Annotated in this window: 19 protein-coding genes; 9 read left to right on the top strand and 10 right to left on the bottom strand. The window is 60.3% G+C overall.

Annotation, left to right across the window (positions count from 1 at the left end; translation table 11 throughout):
• Positions 1-1,003: 1,003 nt before the first annotated feature.
• Positions 1,004-1,219 carry a hypothetical protein gene (locus tag E8A46_RS00770; RefSeq protein WP_291556157.1) on the top strand — a complete coding sequence of 72 codons (216 nt, stop codon included), beginning with the start codon at positions 1,004-1,006 and terminating at the stop codon, positions 1,217-1,219.
• 348 nt (positions 1,220-1,567) lie between these two features.
• Here the strand turns inward: E8A46_RS00770 and E8A46_RS00765 are convergent, their stop codons facing one another.
• Positions 1,568-2,272: a VIT family protein gene (locus E8A46_RS00765; protein ID WP_291556156.1), complete on the bottom strand. Its 705-nt coding sequence runs from the start codon at positions 2,270-2,272 to the stop codon at positions 1,568-1,570.
• 204 nt (positions 2,273-2,476) lie between these two features.
• Between E8A46_RS00765 and E8A46_RS00760 the strand changes: the two genes are divergently transcribed.
• Positions 2,477-3,151, top strand: a complete 675-nt coding sequence (locus E8A46_RS00760) for a Crp/Fnr family transcriptional regulator (RefSeq protein WP_291556154.1) — start codon at positions 2,477-2,479, stop codon at positions 3,149-3,151.
• Positions 3,152-3,216: 65 nt separating this feature from the next.
• Positions 3,217-3,972: a Crp/Fnr family transcriptional regulator gene (locus tag E8A46_RS00755; RefSeq protein WP_291556151.1), complete on the top strand. Its 756-nt coding sequence runs from the start codon at positions 3,217-3,219 to the stop codon at positions 3,970-3,972.
• 11 nt (positions 3,973-3,983) lie between these two features.
• On the opposite strand, the gene E8A46_RS00750 is transcribed toward E8A46_RS00755, so the two are convergent.
• From E8A46_RS00750 to E8A46_RS00740, 3 genes are all read right to left on the bottom strand, one after another.
• Positions 3,984-4,298, bottom strand: coding sequence for a hypothetical protein (locus E8A46_RS00750; RefSeq protein ID WP_291556148.1), 315 nt, complete (start codon positions 4,296-4,298; stop codon positions 3,984-3,986).
• Between the two features lie 398 nt (positions 4,299-4,696).
• Entirely contained in the window at positions 4,697-4,939 is a 243-nt protein-coding gene (locus E8A46_RS00745) for a hypothetical protein (RefSeq protein WP_291556146.1), read from the bottom strand.
• A 203-nt stretch (positions 4,940-5,142) separates the two neighbouring features.
• On the bottom strand, positions 5,143-5,721 hold the full coding sequence (locus tag E8A46_RS00740; RefSeq protein WP_291556144.1) for a ferritin-like domain-containing protein: 579 nt from the start codon (positions 5,719-5,721) through the stop codon (positions 5,143-5,145).
• A 673-nt stretch (positions 5,722-6,394) separates the two neighbouring features.
• Here E8A46_RS00740 and E8A46_RS00735 point away from each other — a divergent pair.
• Both E8A46_RS00735 and E8A46_RS00730 read left to right on the top strand, forming a co-directional pair.
• Positions 6,395-6,655 carry a hypothetical protein gene (locus E8A46_RS00735; RefSeq protein WP_291556142.1) on the top strand — a complete coding sequence of 87 codons (261 nt, stop codon included), beginning with the start codon at positions 6,395-6,397 and terminating at the stop codon, positions 6,653-6,655.
• Between the two features lie 141 nt (positions 6,656-6,796).
• Complete coding sequence (locus E8A46_RS00730) at positions 6,797-7,018, top strand: hypothetical protein (protein WP_291556141.1); 222 nt, start codon at positions 6,797-6,799, stop codon at positions 7,016-7,018.
• 178 nt (positions 7,019-7,196) lie between these two features.
• Here E8A46_RS00730 and E8A46_RS00725 read toward each other — a convergent pair whose 3' ends face one another.
• Positions 7,197-7,511: a hypothetical protein gene (locus E8A46_RS00725; protein WP_291556139.1), complete on the bottom strand. Its 315-nt coding sequence runs from the start codon at positions 7,509-7,511 to the stop codon at positions 7,197-7,199.
• Between the two features lie 294 nt (positions 7,512-7,805).
• On the opposite strand from E8A46_RS00725, the gene E8A46_RS00720 reads away from it, so the two are divergent.
• The gene (locus tag E8A46_RS00720) at positions 7,806-7,970 is read left to right on the top strand and encodes a hypothetical protein (RefSeq protein ID WP_291556137.1); all 165 of its coding nucleotides are present in this window, start codon (positions 7,806-7,808) and stop codon (positions 7,968-7,970) included.
• Between the two features lie 188 nt (positions 7,971-8,158).
• Here the strand turns inward: E8A46_RS00720 and E8A46_RS00715 are convergent, their stop codons facing one another.
• The 4 genes from E8A46_RS00715 to E8A46_RS00700 form a co-directional block, all read right to left on the bottom strand.
• Complete coding sequence (locus E8A46_RS00715) at positions 8,159-8,296, bottom strand: hypothetical protein (protein ID WP_291556135.1); 138 nt, start codon at positions 8,294-8,296, stop codon at positions 8,159-8,161.
• 264 nt (positions 8,297-8,560) lie between these two features.
• Complete coding sequence (locus E8A46_RS00710) at positions 8,561-9,541, bottom strand: hydroxyacid dehydrogenase (protein WP_291556134.1); 981 nt, start codon at positions 9,539-9,541, stop codon at positions 8,561-8,563.
• A 16-nt stretch (positions 9,542-9,557) separates the two neighbouring features.
• On the bottom strand, positions 9,558-11,408 hold the full coding sequence (locus tag E8A46_RS00705) for a TRAP transporter large permease subunit (RefSeq protein ID WP_291556132.1): 1,851 nt from the start codon (positions 11,406-11,408) through the stop codon (positions 9,558-9,560).
• An 11-nt stretch (positions 11,409-11,419) separates the two neighbouring features.
• The gene (locus E8A46_RS00700; RefSeq protein WP_291556130.1) at positions 11,420-12,451 is read right to left on the bottom strand and encodes a TRAP transporter substrate-binding protein; all 1,032 of its coding nucleotides are present in this window, start codon (positions 12,449-12,451) and stop codon (positions 11,420-11,422) included.
• 412 nt (positions 12,452-12,863) lie between these two features.
• Here E8A46_RS00700 and E8A46_RS00695 point away from each other — a divergent pair, with 412 nt between their 5' ends.
• Complete coding sequence (locus E8A46_RS00695) at positions 12,864-13,316, top strand: CDP-archaeol synthase (RefSeq protein WP_291556128.1); 453 nt, start codon at positions 12,864-12,866, stop codon at positions 13,314-13,316.
• A 9-nt stretch (positions 13,317-13,325) separates the two neighbouring features.
• Here the strand turns inward: E8A46_RS00695 and E8A46_RS00690 are convergent, their stop codons facing one another.
• Positions 13,326-14,291 (bottom strand): metallophosphoesterase, encoded by a 966-nt coding sequence (locus E8A46_RS00690; RefSeq protein WP_291556166.1) that lies wholly within the window; start codon positions 14,289-14,291, stop codon positions 13,326-13,328.
• A 559-nt stretch (positions 14,292-14,850) separates the two neighbouring features.
• Here E8A46_RS00690 and E8A46_RS00685 point away from each other — a divergent pair.
• The gene (locus E8A46_RS00685) at positions 14,851-16,080 is read left to right on the top strand and encodes a hypothetical protein (RefSeq protein ID WP_291556126.1); all 1,230 of its coding nucleotides are present in this window, start codon (positions 14,851-14,853) and stop codon (positions 16,078-16,080) included.
• A gap of 249 nt (positions 16,081-16,329) precedes the next feature.
• Positions 16,330-17,955 carry a choline dehydrogenase gene (locus E8A46_RS00680; protein ID WP_291556124.1) on the top strand — a complete coding sequence of 542 codons (1,626 nt, stop codon included), beginning with the start codon at positions 16,330-16,332 and terminating at the stop codon, positions 17,953-17,955.
• Positions 17,956-17,971: the final 16 nt, after the last annotated feature.

Below are 17,971 nucleotides of genomic sequence, written 5' to 3'. Positions count from 1 at the left end.
TGCGTCGACCGGTTGAGACCACCACGGAAGACCGGAAGTGACGGGTTGATGGTCAAACCGACGCGATTAACCCGAGCAGATGGTAGGGCCGGACGCCGCCTCCCTAAATGTTTTACGTAGAACTACGTAGGTTCCATTTTTAAATCGACTCCCCGACATAAGGGGAATCTAGTTCCATTTATCACCGCCCCAACCTCGGCAGTTATCGGTGACTGAGAGCGTCGCGCTCCCGCCTGATCTAACAGGGGTGCATCACATGCCTGATTCCCATTCCCATACGTCCGGCCCGTCCCTCACCGCAATCGAGCGGCCTCGCTGTCCGTCATGTCAGAACCGCATGAACCTGGCTCGGATCATGCCCGGCCCAAAAGGGTACGATTTACGCAATTTTGAGTGCGGCAAGTGCGATCACGTCATCACAGTGACGGTCGCAACCGATCCAATGAAATCGGATTCCTTGGGCTGGCTCGCGGGCGAGCTACGGCACCCGACATAAGGCCCGCCTCAGTTGGCGGCCTCTACCCATTTCAGAGCAGCGCCAATGTCGCATGTTGGCACAAAACGGACATGCCGAAGCAGTCGCCTCATGTCTGTTGTTGGGGGGTAGAACAGGCTCCATCACCGACGGTCTCGATCTGGGCTAATCGTTAGACGATTTCCACATTTGTCACCGTTCTCTGTGCGCACCTGTTAAGCGCAATGCCAGGCGCTTCGGCCCACTTTCCATGTTCGGCGGTTAAGGGCGTCGGTCGCTCATTCCATTGATGTTCCTTTCGATCAGAAAGCCAATACCAGCGCCTTCGAATTTATGGGGCTTATGCCCGCGCGCGCATCGCCTTCAAGGCCGCTCGTTTCGGTCGCCTTCGGCTCCCTGCCAACTCCGCGCCGCTTCGCGGTGCCCTGCGGGCCGCCTTTGAACGCGCCGCTGTTCCGCGCGGGCCTTTGTGCCCCACGAAGTCGCACAAGGTGCATGGCTTTCAAACCAAGACGAAAGGAATATCACATGAGCAAGACAGACAACCGCCCGAGCCACCGGGTTTACGCCGTGACCAAGAACGTTGAACGCAGTTTCTGGCAGCCGATAGGCGCTGCGTGGGTCCACAGCGACGGTTGGGGCTTCAACGTGAAGATCGACTATCTCCCGCTCAACGGCGCGGAAATCGTCATTCGCAAGCCGAAGGTCGAAGAGGCCGACGTACCGGCAGGCGAAGCCGCCTGATCCTTCGGGGCCGCCTTCGGGCGGCCCCTTGCCGCGTACACCACAGATTCGTTCGGGTGCGCCGCGACGGGCCAATTAGTGCTGTACTTAAACTTCAAAGAGCTGAGGTTGCCAAAAAGCGCTCGCACCTGTATCACAGACACCGGACACATGCGGCTGGCCGCCTCGGTAGTTTATTGTTTTTGTTGAATTATTTCGGTTTGTGGTATCGAGTCCCTCTCCCGCTACCATTCCACTCCCCCGGCAGAACGGCGCATGAAGGTCGGCGCCTCAATTCGTCGAGCCGGCCGCGGATTTAGATCTCAAAGCCGGCTTGGCCGATCATGGCCACCTGACGAACGGTGGTCTTCAGAGGATCGTACCAAACAGCTTTCCGATCCCGGCGGTGATCCCGAGCGCCAACGCTCCCCAGAACGTTACCCGGATGGTCGCGCGCAGAATATTCGCACCACCTGCCCTCGCGCCGACCGCGCCGAGAAACGCGAGAAAGCCCAGCGATGCCGCCGACGTTACCGGGACCAGCATGTTCGAAGGTGACACGACGACCATCAGCAACGGCATGGCTGCACCTACGGAGAATGTCACGGCCGACGTGAGGGCCGCTTGGACCGGCCGCGCGGTGGTCATCTGAGAAATGCCCAGTTCGTCGCGAGCATGGGCGCCGAGCGCATCCTTCTTCATGAGTTGCCCTGCAACCTGCCGGGCAAGATCATGCTCGAGCCCGCGCTTGACGTAGATCTCGGCAAGCTCCTCGAGCTCTGCCTCAGGGTTGCTACGCAGCTCGCGTCCCTCTCGTGCGAGATCCGCCTTCTCGGTGTCAGACTGCGAACTCACGGAGACATACTCTCCGGCGGCCATCGACATGGCGCCGGCGACCAACCCCGCGACTCCCGCGATCAGGACGTCATTTTGTTTTGCAGCCGCCGCGGCTACGCCGACGATCAAGCTTGCGGTTGAGATAATTCCGTCGTTGGCTCCAAGCACCGCCGCCCTCAGCCACCCGATGCGATCGACGAGATGGGTCTCTTTGTGAAGGCGGTGGGGACGGCTCATGGATTCTTCCGTGAAGCTTTTGAGCCCGATGGTTGGTCTGTGCGAATGCGAAGCATCCGCGGCTCACTGGGTCAAAATAAACTGCGGCGGCGCAGCCAAAACCGTTTGACTCAAGTCAATTATGTCCGTTACCAGACATTATACTTATAATTGCGTTGACCGGAAATTAGGTTGCAGGGCTGATCGCGATCCGGGAGGTGAGCGTTGGCAAAATCCGCAAGGAATGAGTTTGACCCTCAGGCCTTCCTCGCGAAGGTCGGCGATGGAAAGACCGTCCTGACCTTCCGCAAGAACGAGACCGTGTTTTCGCAGGGGGAAGTGGCGGACAAGGTCTTCTACGTCCTGAAGGGCAGGGTCAAAGTTGTCGTGCTGTCCGAGCAGGGCAAGGAAGCGGTGGTCGGAATTTTCGAGCCCGGGCAGTTCTTCGGCGAGGGGTGCCTGAACGGCCATCCGCTACGGATCTCCACGACCAGGGCGCTGGAAGATTGCGAGATCACCGCCATCACCAAGACCGCGATGCTTGCCGTCCTTCACAGCGAGCCGAAATTCTCCGAGCTCTTCATGTCGTATCTGCTGTCGCGCAACAGCCGAATTGAAGAGGATCTGATCGATCAACTCTTCAATTCGAGCGAGAAGCGGCTGGCGCGGCTGCTGCTGCTGTTGGCGAACTTCGGCAAGGCCGGCAGCCCGCAGCCGATCAAGGTTCAGGTCAGCCAGGAAATCTTGGCGGAGATGATCGGCACCACCCGTTCCCGCGTCAGCTTCTTCATGAACAGATTCCGCAAGCTCGGTTTCATCAGCTACAATGGCGAGATCGAGGTCCATCATTCGCTGCTGAACGCCGTTCTTCACGACACGCCGCAGATACGCAGGGACTAGCCTGCCGGGGGCCATGTTTTGCCACCCGCGCCTGGAGTATTGCGAAACAGACAAGGTTGGACCGAATGCCGAAACTTCGAATTGTCGGGCCGCAGGGCAACCGTTTGCTGGGCGCGCTGGAGCCTTCAAGCCGTAAGCGGATCGATCCCCATCTCGAACCGGTCACGCTCAAGCTGGGCGCCGTGGTCTGCGATGCGGGTGGGTTGCTCAAGCATGCCTATTTTCCGGAAGGCTCGGTTCTGTCGCTGTTGACGGTGCTGGAGAACGGCTCGGCCATCGAGACCGCGAACATCGGCCGCGAGGGCGCATTCGGCCTGTTCGCGGCCATGTATAGCCGGGTGTCGTTCAACCGTTGCCTGGTACAATTCGAGGGCGGCATGGTCCGCTGCCCGATCGAGCTGCTGCAATCGGAGTTCAAGAACAGTGAACACGTCCGCAACCTGTTCGTCAGCTACTCGGAAACGCTGCTGTCGCAGGTCCAGCAGACTGTCGCGTGCAACGCCCTTCACAGTACGGAAGAGCGGATGTGCCGCTGGCTCTTGATGATGCATGACCGCGCCGAGGGCGAAGCGCTGCCCTACACCCACGAATTCCTGTCAGAGATGCTCGGCGCCAACCGCAAATCGGTGACCATGGCGGCACAGGCGCTGCAGACGGCGGGGCTCATCAGCTATCGGCGAGGCAAGATCCAGGTCGTCGATCGGGCCGGACTCGAGAAAGCTTCTTGCGAATGCTACGCCATCGTCAAGGAACGGTTCGATGCATTCCTGATGCCACCCGCGACCGCAGTCCAGGGAGATACCGGGCAACGCAAGAGGTGAGTGGACAGGGTTCAGACTGAAGGCGCAAACGCCGGGACAACGGCCGACTCCGCCGCCGCAGTCAACAGCCTGGCCAGCTCCAGGAAATGCCGCTGCAGGTCGGGGGTCCGGATCCGGCCGACCAAATGCATGCAGTCGGCCGCCATGCGGAGGCAGGCGAGTTCGTGCTTTCGTGCGGACTCCCGATCGGCCGGCTGTCCGCCGGCCAGCCGCTGAATCTCGGATTTCAGGGCCGCGCCGAGGTCGCCGTGGCCCATCCGCATGCAGCCCGACGTTAGGCGCATGTTTTCCAGCTCAAGCTCCCGCGAATGATCCGAATCCAGCACCGCGCCACTTCCTTGAAACAGGCAGGCTCAATCATGGCACGGCGATGCACGGCCTGTCAGTGGCCCAGGCCACAGAGGGGAATATAAAATCCAGTCGCTCGTCAGCGTCGCTGCGGGGTCTGTGAATTCATTGCAGTCGGTTCTCGCGACGGCGCCGGGGCTTGTCTGCCGTCGATCTGGTCCAGCGCCAGCGATGCCACGCGGTTGGCCGAAGCCGCCCACTCCGAGATGCGGCATAGCTGTCGGTCATCCAGTTGAAGGCGCCCTGGACGACGACGAAGGCCGCGGCAACCTGTACGACCTCGCCAAGGGTCATCATTCCCTCGACATCAAGCCGGCGCAGAGGGCGAGTTCCCAAATTTTCCGCGTAATGAGCAATATTGCACAGCGATATCGCGCTAACGAGGCCGCGGAAGAGCCTTTTGGGGTTGGGTCCGCCAGTATCTCGCCCGCAGGCGCGGAGCGATGAACCAGGACAGGGGCGCGCTGACCGCGAAGCTTGCCAGCACGACGGCGGGAATGGCCTCGAACGCGTGGTTGGCGAACGCGGGAATCATCAGTATGGGAACGATACCGATGCCGAACGCGACGGCGTTCGTCATCATGAACACCAGCGCAGCGATCTGAAAGCGTGTCGACATGGCAATCCTTTCCGGATCAAACCGAGGGTTACGTGAAGGCAACGGCCGGAGGGTCCGGTAAGTTCCGTGGGATTGAGTTTCAAAGCGCGCCACGTCATTTGGTGGGAGAGTGCAAGCGTCCTGAAGAGCGCATTTGCGCAGCAAACGGCTTCCTGCTCCTTGCGAGATACCAAACCGGCACAACGCATCGGCAATTCGTTTGGCTAATCCGCAATACCGGGATCCGGTGCGTCGATGCCGAGCGCGGTCGCCAGCGCGATGAGATGATCCTGCTCGTCGACCAGGATGCCGCGCAGGCTTTCGGCGATCGCGTATTCGTTTAGGGCGTCAGCCTGTCGAACGCGCCGTCGATAGTGGCGGATTGTCTCCTTCTCGTTATCGAGGTCGAAGCGCAGCATGTCCTCGGCCTTCTCCGAGGTCTTCACCGGTTTCGGCGTTACCGACGGCATGCCACCGAGATAGTCGATGTGGCTCGCCACCTTCAGCGCGTGCTGCAACTCTTCACCGGCGTGCACCGCGAGCTCGTCTGCGATGTTCATGTAGGCAGCACCCTTCAGCACCTGAGAGTAATTCACATACGTAATAATCGCCTGATATTCGCGCGACAGGTCCTCGTTGAGGGCTTCAATCAATTGCTTGCGGGTGAATTTTGCTTCCTTTTCTTTTGCTTCTGCCGGATGCGGCATCGTGTCTCCGTGTGTGAGTTGGGTTGCGCCAAAATTGCGGCTATGTGTCGATGGGTCGTTGTTCTTTTTTGCCCTCACCGCGGCGGCGAACGGCATCACCACGTTATTGAATACGTCGAATGGGCTAAGAAGATTGTGGCTGGTCTTTGCGGCACTTCTCGCGGCTGGAACAGCAGCTTGATGATGCTTCAAAGACGCGGACGGGTGAATTTATCACCAATGACCCCGACTACGTCCCCAATATCCACCGCCCCCGAACACGAGCACTACCAGAACAATAATCAGGATCAATTCCATGGGATTTCTCCATTAAGGACGCGTTCGCCCAATATTAATTCTCGCCGCGAACCTAAGCATTAAACAGGGTCGTCAACGTATTGTTCCGTAACCATGCCCAACTCATATCGCCGGGGGGTGAGCAATTTAGGTCAGTCTTTACGTCGCCCTTGCGTTAACAGCAGTTCGATGATGCTCAGCTTACGCTGAATGCGGTATGGCCGAGCTCTATGGCGCCGGTTGCGCATCGAGCGGCAAGTTAATCGTGACCCTTATAGTCGCGGCCGCATTATCGGCGTGAGCCGTGCTGCGGCACGCGAACTCGATATGATCGACGATGACGCGGCTATGGTTAGCGTTGTGCGGCAGCAGTCGACGTTTCCGCAGCTTCAAATTCGTTCTGGAGAAACCTGTGAGAATCAGACGCGGTCGGTCGGAACCAATAGATTGCTCGAACGTAGACCACCTAGCTTCACAATATTTGGAGAACGTGATGAAATACGCTTTGATAATTGCAGCCGTTGCGGGCATTTGTGTTGCAGTGCCTGCGAGCGCGGAAGAGGTTGGAGTTGGTGTCGGACCGGCTGGAGTAACAGTCGGCGCTGGGCATGACCGCGATCGTGATAGAGATAACGACCGTACAGTCATCCGGGATCGCGGCGAACATCGGGATCGGGACACTGTAGTCATTAAGAAAGATCACGACCGTGATGGCGATAGGGACCACGACAAGGCGTTAATTGATCGCCACTGATGACGCAAAATAGCCTCCCCTCGGGGAGGCTATTTTGTATCAGCGGTTCACTACGCGCGCGGCGTTGGGTTGGGACGGCTCTCATGAAGGAGGGGAGAACCGGATGCGAGCGAGCGGATTGGTCTAAACAAGGAGTCCTCAATGCCACATATCAATCGCGACCCAGTTACTGCCGAAACAGGCGAACAGGTGCCGATACGTCCGCATGACTCGGGCAGTGCGGCCAACGAGACCGTTGATGGACTCGACGCCACGACCGAAGCGTTACGGCGCGCGGTCGAAGATACACCTGCTGGCGATGGTCAGGGCAAGATTGAGAAAACACCGGTATTTGACCGCGCTGATCTGGCGCCGAAGATCTGAGCCTTCGATGGATATTGGGCTCGCAATATCGCTCTAAATCGAGCGTGCACCCAAGATAAGGATGTCACATCGATCCTGCCCGATCTAATCACCGTGTCTGGCATGTCTGGAAGTAGACCAACGCGCAACTGTCGGTAGGCCGCCGGCTTGCGCCGACGGCATTCCTTTCAGCTAGTGCTCAGCAGCCTTGATCGGCCATCTTTGCTGATGGCTTGGCCCCCTGGGCCTGCTGTGCGGCGGTGGGCTCGCCCTGCATCTGCCTTTGAGCATCCTGCGATGACGCGGCTTTGTCTCCTGTCACGCGATTCATCGTGTCGGTCGGTGGGTGCTCGCGGGTATCTGCTGAACCAGTGCCAATCGTTTGACCGGTGTAGCCGGGCGTGGGACCAGAGCCAGCGTCCTTACCGCCGGTGTTGCAGGGACCGGCGTGTGCGGTGCCAACGCTCAGAACCATGATGGCGCAGCCTGTGAGTATGAGCTGTTTTGTAATCATTATATCTCTCCTTGGTTTCCATCCTTCGACGAGTAGCGCTTGCGGCGCCACTTGGGGATTTACGAAAACAAAGGTGCGAAGCTCAGGTTCCACCTGAATATTCAGCGAGGCTCTCTTTGTCTGTTTCGGGCCTCTGAATAAAGGTAAGGCTCATTGCCCCGCATCGTTCAATGAAAATAGGCGCAATTTTTTGAGGCGAATAGGCTGGGTCTATTTGGAAAACGCGCAGGTGAGCACCCCAGTCGCAACCTATTGTCCCGATCCGAGTTGCATCCAAAGGCCACGGAGGAACAAATGGCTCAGCGCCCGATATTTGTCGAAGAGAACAACAAGTCGCTCAAGCCCGAGGCTGGCGATCAATCGCACAAACCCGCCAAGCGTATTGAAGAAACAGCGCGATTGGCGAGTTCGGTCGAGACAGCCAAAAATCCAGATAAGGTTCGACGTACCAAAGATTAAGCCTGCCATAACCGAACCTGACTGAGATGGCCTCAGCCCGGATGCAAACCTTCTTCATATCTTATCGCCGACACGTGATGTTACCGACGATCAAGGCGCCCTATCGACATGAATCATGCCGCGATCTCTTGGTGGCAAGAGGGAGTTATCTATCAAATTTATCCAAGGAATAACGAGAATCCCGGCAATTACGCCGGGATTTTTTCCAGCTCGTCTACCATCTCCGGCGCAGTGGATATGATCTGCTCGAGCAGGAGCAAGAACTCGCGCGCCTGCTCCTCCAGAGATTTAGAGGGCGGTTGGGGGGAGTGCATCTCTTCTGACATTGGTAGCTCCCTTGGTACAAGTCCGCGCCGTATCTCCTTCTCCCCCGCAATTACTGCATTTGTTTGGCGAGCGTTTTTTTCCACGGCTCAGATTCCGCCATAATTAATTCCAATTCGGTTTCAGCGTTGCTGATGGTTTCAATGAGCGCGTGTCGTGGTGAAACATTGCAGTGCGAAGGTTCGCGAGCACGGGAGTCATAACCCTGGGGTCGGGAGTTCGTGTCCCTTTTGCGCTACCAATCAGTCTTGCGGGTTATCCGCAGGTCATCCCAAACGCCGCGACCAATGCTCGGCGTTGACGGCGCCGATCGGCGCCTTGCCGGCGATGATCGCTTCGACCTGACCAACCGTCTCGAGCGACTGGCTTTCGATCGCGGGCGGGGTCAAGCCGCCGATATGCGGGGTCGCAATCACGTTCGGAAGTCGCGCCAGATCCGGCGTCGGCATCTGATCGCGGGCGCGGCCCACATCCATCGCCGCGCCGGCGATGCGGTTTTCGCGCAGCGCCGTGGCCAATGCCGCCTCGTCGACGAGATTGCCGCGCGACAGGTTGATAAAGAATGCGCTGGGCCGCATCCGCACCAGCGCCGCCGCTCCGATCAGGTTCTCGGTGGCTTCATTGGCGACCGCCAGGCAAACGACGTAGTCGGAGCGTTCCAGAAGGTCTTCCAGCGGCACCTGCCGGATGCCTGGCGCGGTGACGGTCGCATGGGGATCGGCGACCAGAATCTCCATGCCCAGCGCCTTGGCGATGTCGGCGAGGTATCGGCCGATGCTGCCGTAACCGATGATGCCGAGAACGCTGCCGGCGAGCTGCTGCCCCATCATCACCTCCGGCATCTTTCCGGCATGATAATCCGCCGCCGCCCGCGACACCCCGCGCGACAGATCGACCAGAAAGCCGATTGCGAGCTCCGCCACCGACGGCACGAAGCCCGGTCCGGCCCGCGTCACCAGCACACCCGCCGCGGACGCGGCTGCCACGTCGATATTGCGGATGTCGACCGCGCAGCGGACGAAGGCGCGCAGCTTCGGGAGCCGCGGAAAAATCTCGCCCCAACCCTCGGTCAGGCGGTCGGCGACGATGATATCGACATCGCGCGCGGCCTCGATCAAGCCGGCCACGTCGAGCGCGTCGCCATCTTCATGCAGGATGACCTGCGCCAGCGCCTGCAGGCCGTTCAGGCTGCGCTCGCCGTAATACTGGCGCCTTGCCCGGGGCGTATGGGTCAGCAGAACCTTCAACGCCAAGCTCTCCTCGTCAGTAACCGAAGGCGCGCGGCAGCGCGGTGCTGATGCCCGGGACGAAGGCGATCACCAATAGGCACACTAGCAGCAATCCGAGATAGCCCAGGATCGGCTTGACCGTCTGCTCGATCGGCACATTGCCGATCAGGCACGCCCCGTAGAGGCCGAGCCCAAGCGGCGGCGCGAACAGGCCGATTCCCATCGCAATCACCAGCACCACGCCGAAATGCAGGGGATCGATGCCGAGCCTGACCGCCACCGGCAGCAGCAGCGGCCCGAAGATGATCAGCGCCGCGGCGCCTTCGAGCACCGAGCCCATGACGATCAGCACCGCGATCGACAGCAGCATGAATAGCCAGGTGCCATGGGCGCCCGACAGCGACAGCATCATTTCACCCACCGCATGCGGCACCTGTTGCAGCGTAAGGATAAAGGCCAGCGATTGCGCCGCCGCGACGATGAACAACACCAGTCCGGAACGCGTCGCCGCCTGCACGAAACTGTGGGCCGCGGTCCTGATGCCGAGTTCGCGGAACACCAGGCTGCCGACCACCACGGCGTAGACCACCGCGAAGGCCGAGATTTCCGTGGCGGTCGCGAACCCGCTCTTGAACCCGGCGAAGATCATGAAGATCAGTCCGAACGACGCGATCGCACCACTCCAGAGCCCCGTCATCGCAGGCCGTTGCTCGAGTTCGAGCGATGCCCGGCTTTTTGCGAACAGAATCGAAACCGCGATCAGGGCCAATGCCATCAGCCCGGCCGGCAACAGGCCGGCGACGAACAATCCGCCGATCGACAAATTGGCCACGAAGCCCAGGATGATCAGGTTGATGCAGGGCGGAATGGTTTCCGCCATCACCGCGGAGGCCGCCAGCAGCGCCACCGCGCTACCCGGATTCTGCCGGGAACGCCGTGCCGCGGGGATCAGCACCGATCCCACCGCCGCGACGTCGGCCATCTTGGAGCCGGAGATGCCCGAAAACAGCACCATCGACGTTACCATCACGACATTGAGACCGCCGCGCATGCGTCCCACCGCACGCTGCAGCAGTTCGATCAGGCGAACCGACATGCCGTTCGCCTCCATCAGATAGCCGACCAGAATAAAGAACGGAATCGCCAGCAGCACGAAATTGTCGATGCCACGCGCCATCTGCTGGGCGAAGATGACGCCGGGCAGGGTGCCTTCGACCCAGATGAAGGTGAGCGCCGCCAGCGCCAGCGCAAAGCCGATCGGCAGTCCGCCGAACAGCGTGATGAAAAAGCCCACCAGCATCAGCGTTCCCGACGACGGCACCCATTCCGGCGCCAGCCGATCCAGCGCCAGATAGAGGCCGACGATCAGGCCGGTCACGGCTGCCGCGGCGATCATGTCGCGCAGCGGACGCCGCCGGAAAACATCGGCGGCGAAAATCGTCATGAACAGCGCGCCCGCCCCCATCGGATAGAACGTCAGCTCCAGCGGCAGCCCGGAGCCGGAAGTCTGCCCGGTGGTCAGCCCGCCGAGCTTGATGGCGTTGTAGGCGACATAACCGGCAATGACGGTGACCAGCAGCGCGCCGATGGCATCGACCACGGCTCGCGCGGCGGCCGGCAGCCGGTCGATGAAAAACGCCACGCCGAGATTTTCGCTGCGGGCCAGCGCGCTGGCGGCGCCGAAAAAGCTCGATCCGACCATGAGGCCGCGCGCCACGTCGTCGGCCCATTCCACCGGGGCGTTGAACAGGAAGCGCAGCAACACCGAACCGCAGACGACCAGGAGATCGGCGGCAAGCAGGATGGCCGCCGTTGCGTCGCTCAACAGCAGCAGCGAGATGATGAACCGGTGGCCGGCGCCTGGCGAAAGCGCGGCGCCTGACATGCGCTGTCCTCTCAAGCCTGCGTCGCGCGGATCGTATCCACCACGGGTTTCGCCTCGGGGCGCGCCTTGACGAAATTGTCGGTTTGCGGAAGCACGCGGTTGCGGAACGCCTCCCGGTCGCATTCCACCACCGTCACGCCCTTGTCCGCGAGCAGCGCAAGCGCCTCCTTCTCGACCGCAAGGCCATGGGCGCGGGTATCGGCGCCCGCCTTGCTGGCGGCGTCGAGAAATCCCTCGCGCAGTTTCGGATCCATGCGGGTGAACGTGGCATCGCTGAAATAGGTCGCCAGCGGCGAGAAATTATGCTGCGTCAGCGCATAGTGTTTCGATGTTTCGTAGAATTTGCTGGCGAGGATGGTCGGCGGATCGTGCTCGAGCCCGTCCAGCACGCCGGCCTGCAGCGCCGTGTAGATCTCGCCGAACGCCAGCGGTGTCGCGGCGGCGCCCATCAGGCGCAGGCATTCGGTGATGACCGGATTGGGCAGGGTTCTGATCTTGAGACCGGCGAGATCTTCCGGCGTTTTCACCGGCCGCTTCGTCAGCACGCTGCGGGCGCCGAAATTATACGCCCACGAGATAATCCGGATATTGGCGCCCTTGAGCAGCGCTTCCTCGATCGGCCTCGCCGCACCGGCATCGAACGCCTTGGTCTGTTGCGGAAAGCTCGCGAACAGGTAGCCGAGGTCAAATGTCCCGACCAGTGGAACCAGATTGGCCGAGATCGAGGAGCCCGACACCATCAGGTCGATCACCCCCAGCTTGACGGAATTGATGACATCGATTTCCTGGCCGAGCTGGTTGTCGGGAAAGAACGTGACCTCTACCGTCTCGCCGAGCCCATTCGCCTTCAGGTTTTTGACCAGGTTGTCGTAATAAACCCGGCCATTGGCATATTTGGCGTCGTTGGGCAGCGACGATGACAATTTGAGTTTGGTAGTGGCCGCCTGTGCCCGCCCGATGATGGCGGGCGAAAAAACAAGCCACGCGACCGATGCCTTCGACGATTTGAGAAACAGGCGACGGCTGACGGGCACGGTCTTCATGGTGCTTCCTCCAAGGCGTCTTTGTCTTGCGCCGCAATCGATGTTGCGGTTGTTTGGCTCATTGATCGCGAATGTATGACCAAACGGAAGCTCCATGCAAGGGTAGCAGGGTCGTCGAGATCACCCGGGTCGAGTGATGCATCTCTCGCGAGCGCAAAGCTCTGGGCGTGCGCCAGGGCATAGGCGGCTGCGGGACTGGTGAGCATCACAAAGGGAAGCGGATTTGAGCTGCATCAACAGCGGCAACCCTGGAATAGGGCAGTAAGGGACATGCCGCAAAGTTCGATGCGACGACAGGTTTCTCCACCCGATCCGTTCCCCGCTGTTTACGATCGTCGAGGAGGCCGCGGAAGCTGACATGAAACAGCACACCTGAATGCATACTTGGCCACTTTTGCAATCGGTTTTGCTCTTGACGCTCGCGAACGGTACGCCCGTCGTCGCGAAAAAGATCTTGCGAGCCCGTCTTGCGTTTCCGCTGGATGCGGGCGCGCGGTTTTTTGATGGGCAGCCACTGTTAGGGCCGTCGAAGACCATTCGTGGCGTAGTGATTTCGGTTGTCACCACAGCCGTTGTCGCGCGCCTGCTTGGCCTGAGCCTCGCGGCGGGCGGACTTGTGGCGGCGTTGGCCATGATTGGCGATCTGTTCTCCAGCTTCGTGAAACGCCGCTTGAAGTTTGCGTCCAGCAGTCAGGTGATCGGGTTGGACCAAGTGCCCGAATCTCTTTTGCCGCTGCTGGTGTGCAAAGAGACGCTCTCGCTGACGTCCATTGATGTGGCGATCGGTGTCGGCATCTTCTTTCTCGGCGAGCTGATCTTGTCTCGCTTGCTTTACGAGCTGCGTCTCCGCGACGAGCCGTACTGAATTCCACCTTCAATCGCAGCAGAGGCGATGCAGGGTGATCTCCGGCGGACAATTGAAGCGTACGGCGACGACGCTGGATCCGGCACCTGTGGAGGTATAGCCGGTCATGTTGCGGTAGCTCCAGGCTCCGGCTCCCAACCGCCGCGGCAGCACCGAGTCGAGTGTCAAAGGTATTGCCCCTGGCAGGCAGATCTGGCCTCCGTGCGTATGTCCGCTCAAGAGCAGATCGAAGCCGGCATGCGCGGCCTGGCGGAAGATTTCGGGCGTATGCGACAGCAGGATCGCGAATGCTGCTTCGGGAATCTGCGCCCCGGCTTTTTCAATATTGTCGACCCTGAAGTAATGCGCATCGTCGATTCCGGCGAGGTATATTGCCTGATCGCCGCGTTTAATCACCTCGCATTCGTTTTGCAGCATTCTTATGCCCATGGCCTCCAGTCCTGGCAGCATCTGGATAGTGTCGTGATTGCCGAGCACACCAAAGACCGGTTGCTTCAGGTGGCCCATCACTCGTGCCATGCCCGCCAACGCAGCATCGTACGCGCCGAAAGTCTTGCCGCGATAGTCGCCTGTCAGGACGCATAAATCATATCGCAGTTCGCAGACGAGCTCGCCGAGCCGCTGCATTGCCAGCTGATTCATATCGACGTGGGTGTCGCTGATGTGGAGGATCGTGAAGCCGTCAAAGAGCCGCGGCAACCTGGCGGATCGGATGTTGTTCGTCCTTACAACAATGCGTTCCGCATTCCTGCGCCCGCGCCAGTACAATCCGGTCAGCTTCAGTATCGCTCGTATGACCGAATGAACAGAATACCAATTCTCGATGTGAAAAAAATTGATGCCTTGGCCAAAGATTTGAGCTTCATGGTCGGTTTCAATTCCCAGACGTTGTCGCGCGTACAGCCGTCCCAGACGTTGCTCCAAAATCGGGAGGAGCTCATTTTCGCCAGGCGCTTCTTGCGGTCTGGATTTCATTTCGTGGACCTTCGGGATTTCACGTTTCACGGGAGCGGACTTGGTCAGATTCTCCCGGTTGCCTGGCTTTGGCTGCGCCACTGCGCGTCACCCCAGCCTGGCATGAACTACGGATGGTCGGTCTCTCCAACAAGCTTCCGGACCTTGCCCAAATCATACGGCAGGCGTCGCCTGTGTATTTGAGGCGTATCAAGGCCCCGAAGCCGACTAGAACAAGCTCAGGATATCCGGAGCGACAGTCCGTTCAGGGAAAATCATCGGTGCCATCGATCCGGCCAGTCGCAGCTGCCACTCGCGGATTTTCACATTGTCAAAACGTTCTGCCTGACTCAAAGCTCGACCCCGGCGATCCCATCCGAACCGCATGTGCGATTGCCTGGCAATTCGGCGATAGATCAGGCACTCACCGAAAAGTGGCTGGAACGACGGGAAAAGTTCAACTTCATTGCATGCTTGGTTGCATGCCGAACGCTTGACGGATGCCGTCACCGCAGTTTAGCTGAATGCAACGAATATCAAAACGGCATGGCGACAAGCCATGCCCATGGGGAGACGGATGATGCGCGGCAAATCGCTGATGTTTCTAATGGCCATGGTTGTCCTCGGGACACCTGTCGCGCATGCGCAGTACACTGCCAAAGATTGGCCGGACGGCCCGAGCAAGCAGATATTCGTCGACACCTGCAACGGCTGCCACGACATCAACCGGGTTCGCGGTGGTTATACCCCGGAAGGGTGGCTCACCGTCGCGCGCATGATGCAGAATATGCAGGCGGCTGTCCCCGCCGAAGATTGGGGACCTCTGACCGCGTACCTCATGAAGAGTTTCCCGGAGCGCAAGCGCCCGGAGGCGGTCATTGTCGACGGTCCGGCGAAGGTCAATATCGCGATGTGGGACGTCCCCACCCAGGGCGCCCGCCCGCATGATCCGTTGGGCGCACGGGACGGCTCGATCTGGTGGGCGGCGCAACTGGCCAACAAGCTTGGCCGGGTCGATCCGAAGACCGGCGCCATCAAGGAATATACGCTGAAGTCGTCGTTTACCGGACCGCACGGGCTGGTCGACGACAAGGCCGGCAATATCTGGTTCACCGGCAACCTCACCGCGTTGATCGGCAAGCTCGATCCCGCCACCGGCATTGTCACCGAATATCCGCTGCCGGATCCGAATGCGAAGGACCCGCACACCCTCAATTTCGACCAGAGCGGAATCCTTTGGTTCACCGTGCAGCAGGCCAATATGCTCGGGCGGCTTGATCCCGCGACCGGCGCGATCAAGCTTCTCGCCTCGCCGACGCCGAAATCGCGTCCCTATGGCATCCAGATCAACGCCGAGGGTATTCCGGTGTTTGTCGAATTCGGCACCAACAAGATCGCCACCATCGATCCGAAGACGCTTGCGATCAAGGAATACACGCTGCCCAATGCCGATGCCCGGCCGCGGCGCCTCGCGATCGGTCCTGACGGCATGGTCTGGTACGCCGACTTTGCACGGGGATATGTCGGCAAGCTTGATCTGGCCACGGGCGCGGTCAAGGAATGGCCGTCGCCGAGCGGACCGAAATCCGAGCCGTACGGCATGGTCTTCACGAAGGGCGCAGTGTGGTACAGCGAATCCAACGCCAAGCCGAACACCATCGTTCGCTTCGACCCGGGCACGGAAAAATTCCAAAGCTGGGCGATCCCCGGCGGCGGCGACATCGTGCGCAACATGAGCGTCGCGTCCGATGGCAACCCGGTCATGGCCAACAGCCTGGTGAATCAGGTCGGCAAGGTTGAAATCAAGTAGGCGAGCGTTTTGCGCTCGCTTTTGAAACCAGTCGCTCAACGACGGGCCGTCTGATCGTCGATGCCGGATCAGACGGCCGCTTGTCGGTTCATCATTTTCTCGACGATGTTGCGTTGCAGGCGCCGGCTATTTTCCCTGCCGCGCATTGACCGCAGGCGTGGCGATGCGTTCAGATGATGGTGCGGGCGCAGCCCGTCCGCATTCGTTTGGCATGGGCAGCGCAGGTAATGCCGCGGGCGTGAAAACGATATGAGCACCAAAGCTTCGTTGAGCACGGAAGTCTGCGAATTCGACTATGTCGTGGTCGGCGCCGGCTCGGCCGGATGCGTGCTCGCCAATCGCCTGAGCGCGGACGGAAAACATTCCGTGCTGCTGCTCGAGGCAGGGCCAAGGGATACCAACCTCTGGATCCACGTGCCGCTCGGGTATGGCAGGCTGTTCAAGGAGAAGACCGTCAACTGGATGTACCAGACCGAACCGGAGCCGGGACTGGACGGGCGAAGCGTGTTTCAGCCGCGCGGCAAGGTGCTGGGCGGATCGAGTTCGATCAACGGCTTGCTCTATATCCGCGGTCAGCACGAGGATTACGATCGCTGGCGTCAGCATGGCAACCATGGCTGGGGTTTTGACGACGTCCTGCCCTATTTCAAGAAGGCTGAAGATCAAGTGCGCGGCGCGGATGATTTTCACGGCGCCGGCGGCCCGCTGCCGGTTTCCGATCTGGGGCATCCCGATCCGCTCTCCCGGGCCTTCATCACCGCCGCGGCCGAAACCGGCCTGCCGGTCAATCCTGACTTCAACGGCGCGTCGCAGGAAGGCGCCGGATTTTTCCAGACCACGACACGGCACGGCCGAAGGGCGAGTGCCGCGGTCGCCTATCTTGGCTCCGCGAGGGGCCGCAACAACCTGCGGATCGAGACTTCCGCGCTGGCGCAGCGCATCGTGTTCGAGGGACGTCGCGCCGCGGCGGTCGAATATCGCCGGGCCGGGGCCTTGAAAACGGCGCGGGCGCGCAAGGAAATCCTGATCTCGGGCGGGGCGTTCAATTCTCCGCAGTTGCTGCAGCTCTCCGGCGTCGGCCCGGCAGAGCTGTTGCGCAAGCATCGCATCGATGTCGTGCTGGATGCGCCGGGGGTAGGGCACGATCTGCAGGATCATCTGCAGGTCAGGGTGGTGATGCGCTGCTCGCAAGCCATCACGCTCAACGATGTCGTGAACAGCCCCGTTCGCAAAATCCTGACCGGGCTGCGATATGCGGCGTTCCGGACTGGTCCGCTGACGATCGCCGCCGGTACGTCGGGGGCTTTCTTCAAGACCAATCCGCGCCTGGCGACGCCGGATATCCAGATTCATTTCCTGCCGTTCTCCACCGACAAGATGGGCGAGAAGCTGCATCCGTTTTCCGGTTTCACCGCATCGGTGTGTCAGTTGCGTCCCGAGAGCCGCGGTTCGCTTCGCATCCGCAGCGCCGACCCTGCGGCGCCGCCGGAAATACGGGTCAACTACCTCTCAACCGAGGTCGACCGCAGCGCCAATGTCGAAGGCCTGAAGATGTTGCGGAAGATCTTGCAGGCGCCGGCGCTCAAGCCCTACGTCGTCGAGGAGGTCGACCCCGGCGCCAGGGTCGTGACCGACGAGGCGCTGCTGGCGCATTGCCGCGCGCGCGGCAGCACGATCTATCACCCGACGTCAACATGCCGGATGGGAAATGATGCTCTCGCCGTCGTCGATCAGCGGCTTCGCCTTCGCGGGATTGAAGGTCTGCGCGTGGTCGACGCCTCGGTCATGCCGGACCTGGTGTCGGGCAACACCAATGCGGTGGTCATCATGATCGCGGAGAAAGCCTCCGACATGATTCTGGAGGATGCGCGGTAGCGCGGGGACGGGTTGC

Origin of the sequence: Bradyrhizobium sp. (genome assembly GCF_004799445.1) — a bacterium.
Classification (GTDB): domain Bacteria; phylum Pseudomonadota; class Alphaproteobacteria; order Rhizobiales; family Xanthobacteraceae; genus Bradyrhizobium.
The sequence above is the reverse complement of the archived record's forward strand: the minus strand, read 5'-3'. Positions and strand labels throughout refer to the sequence as shown.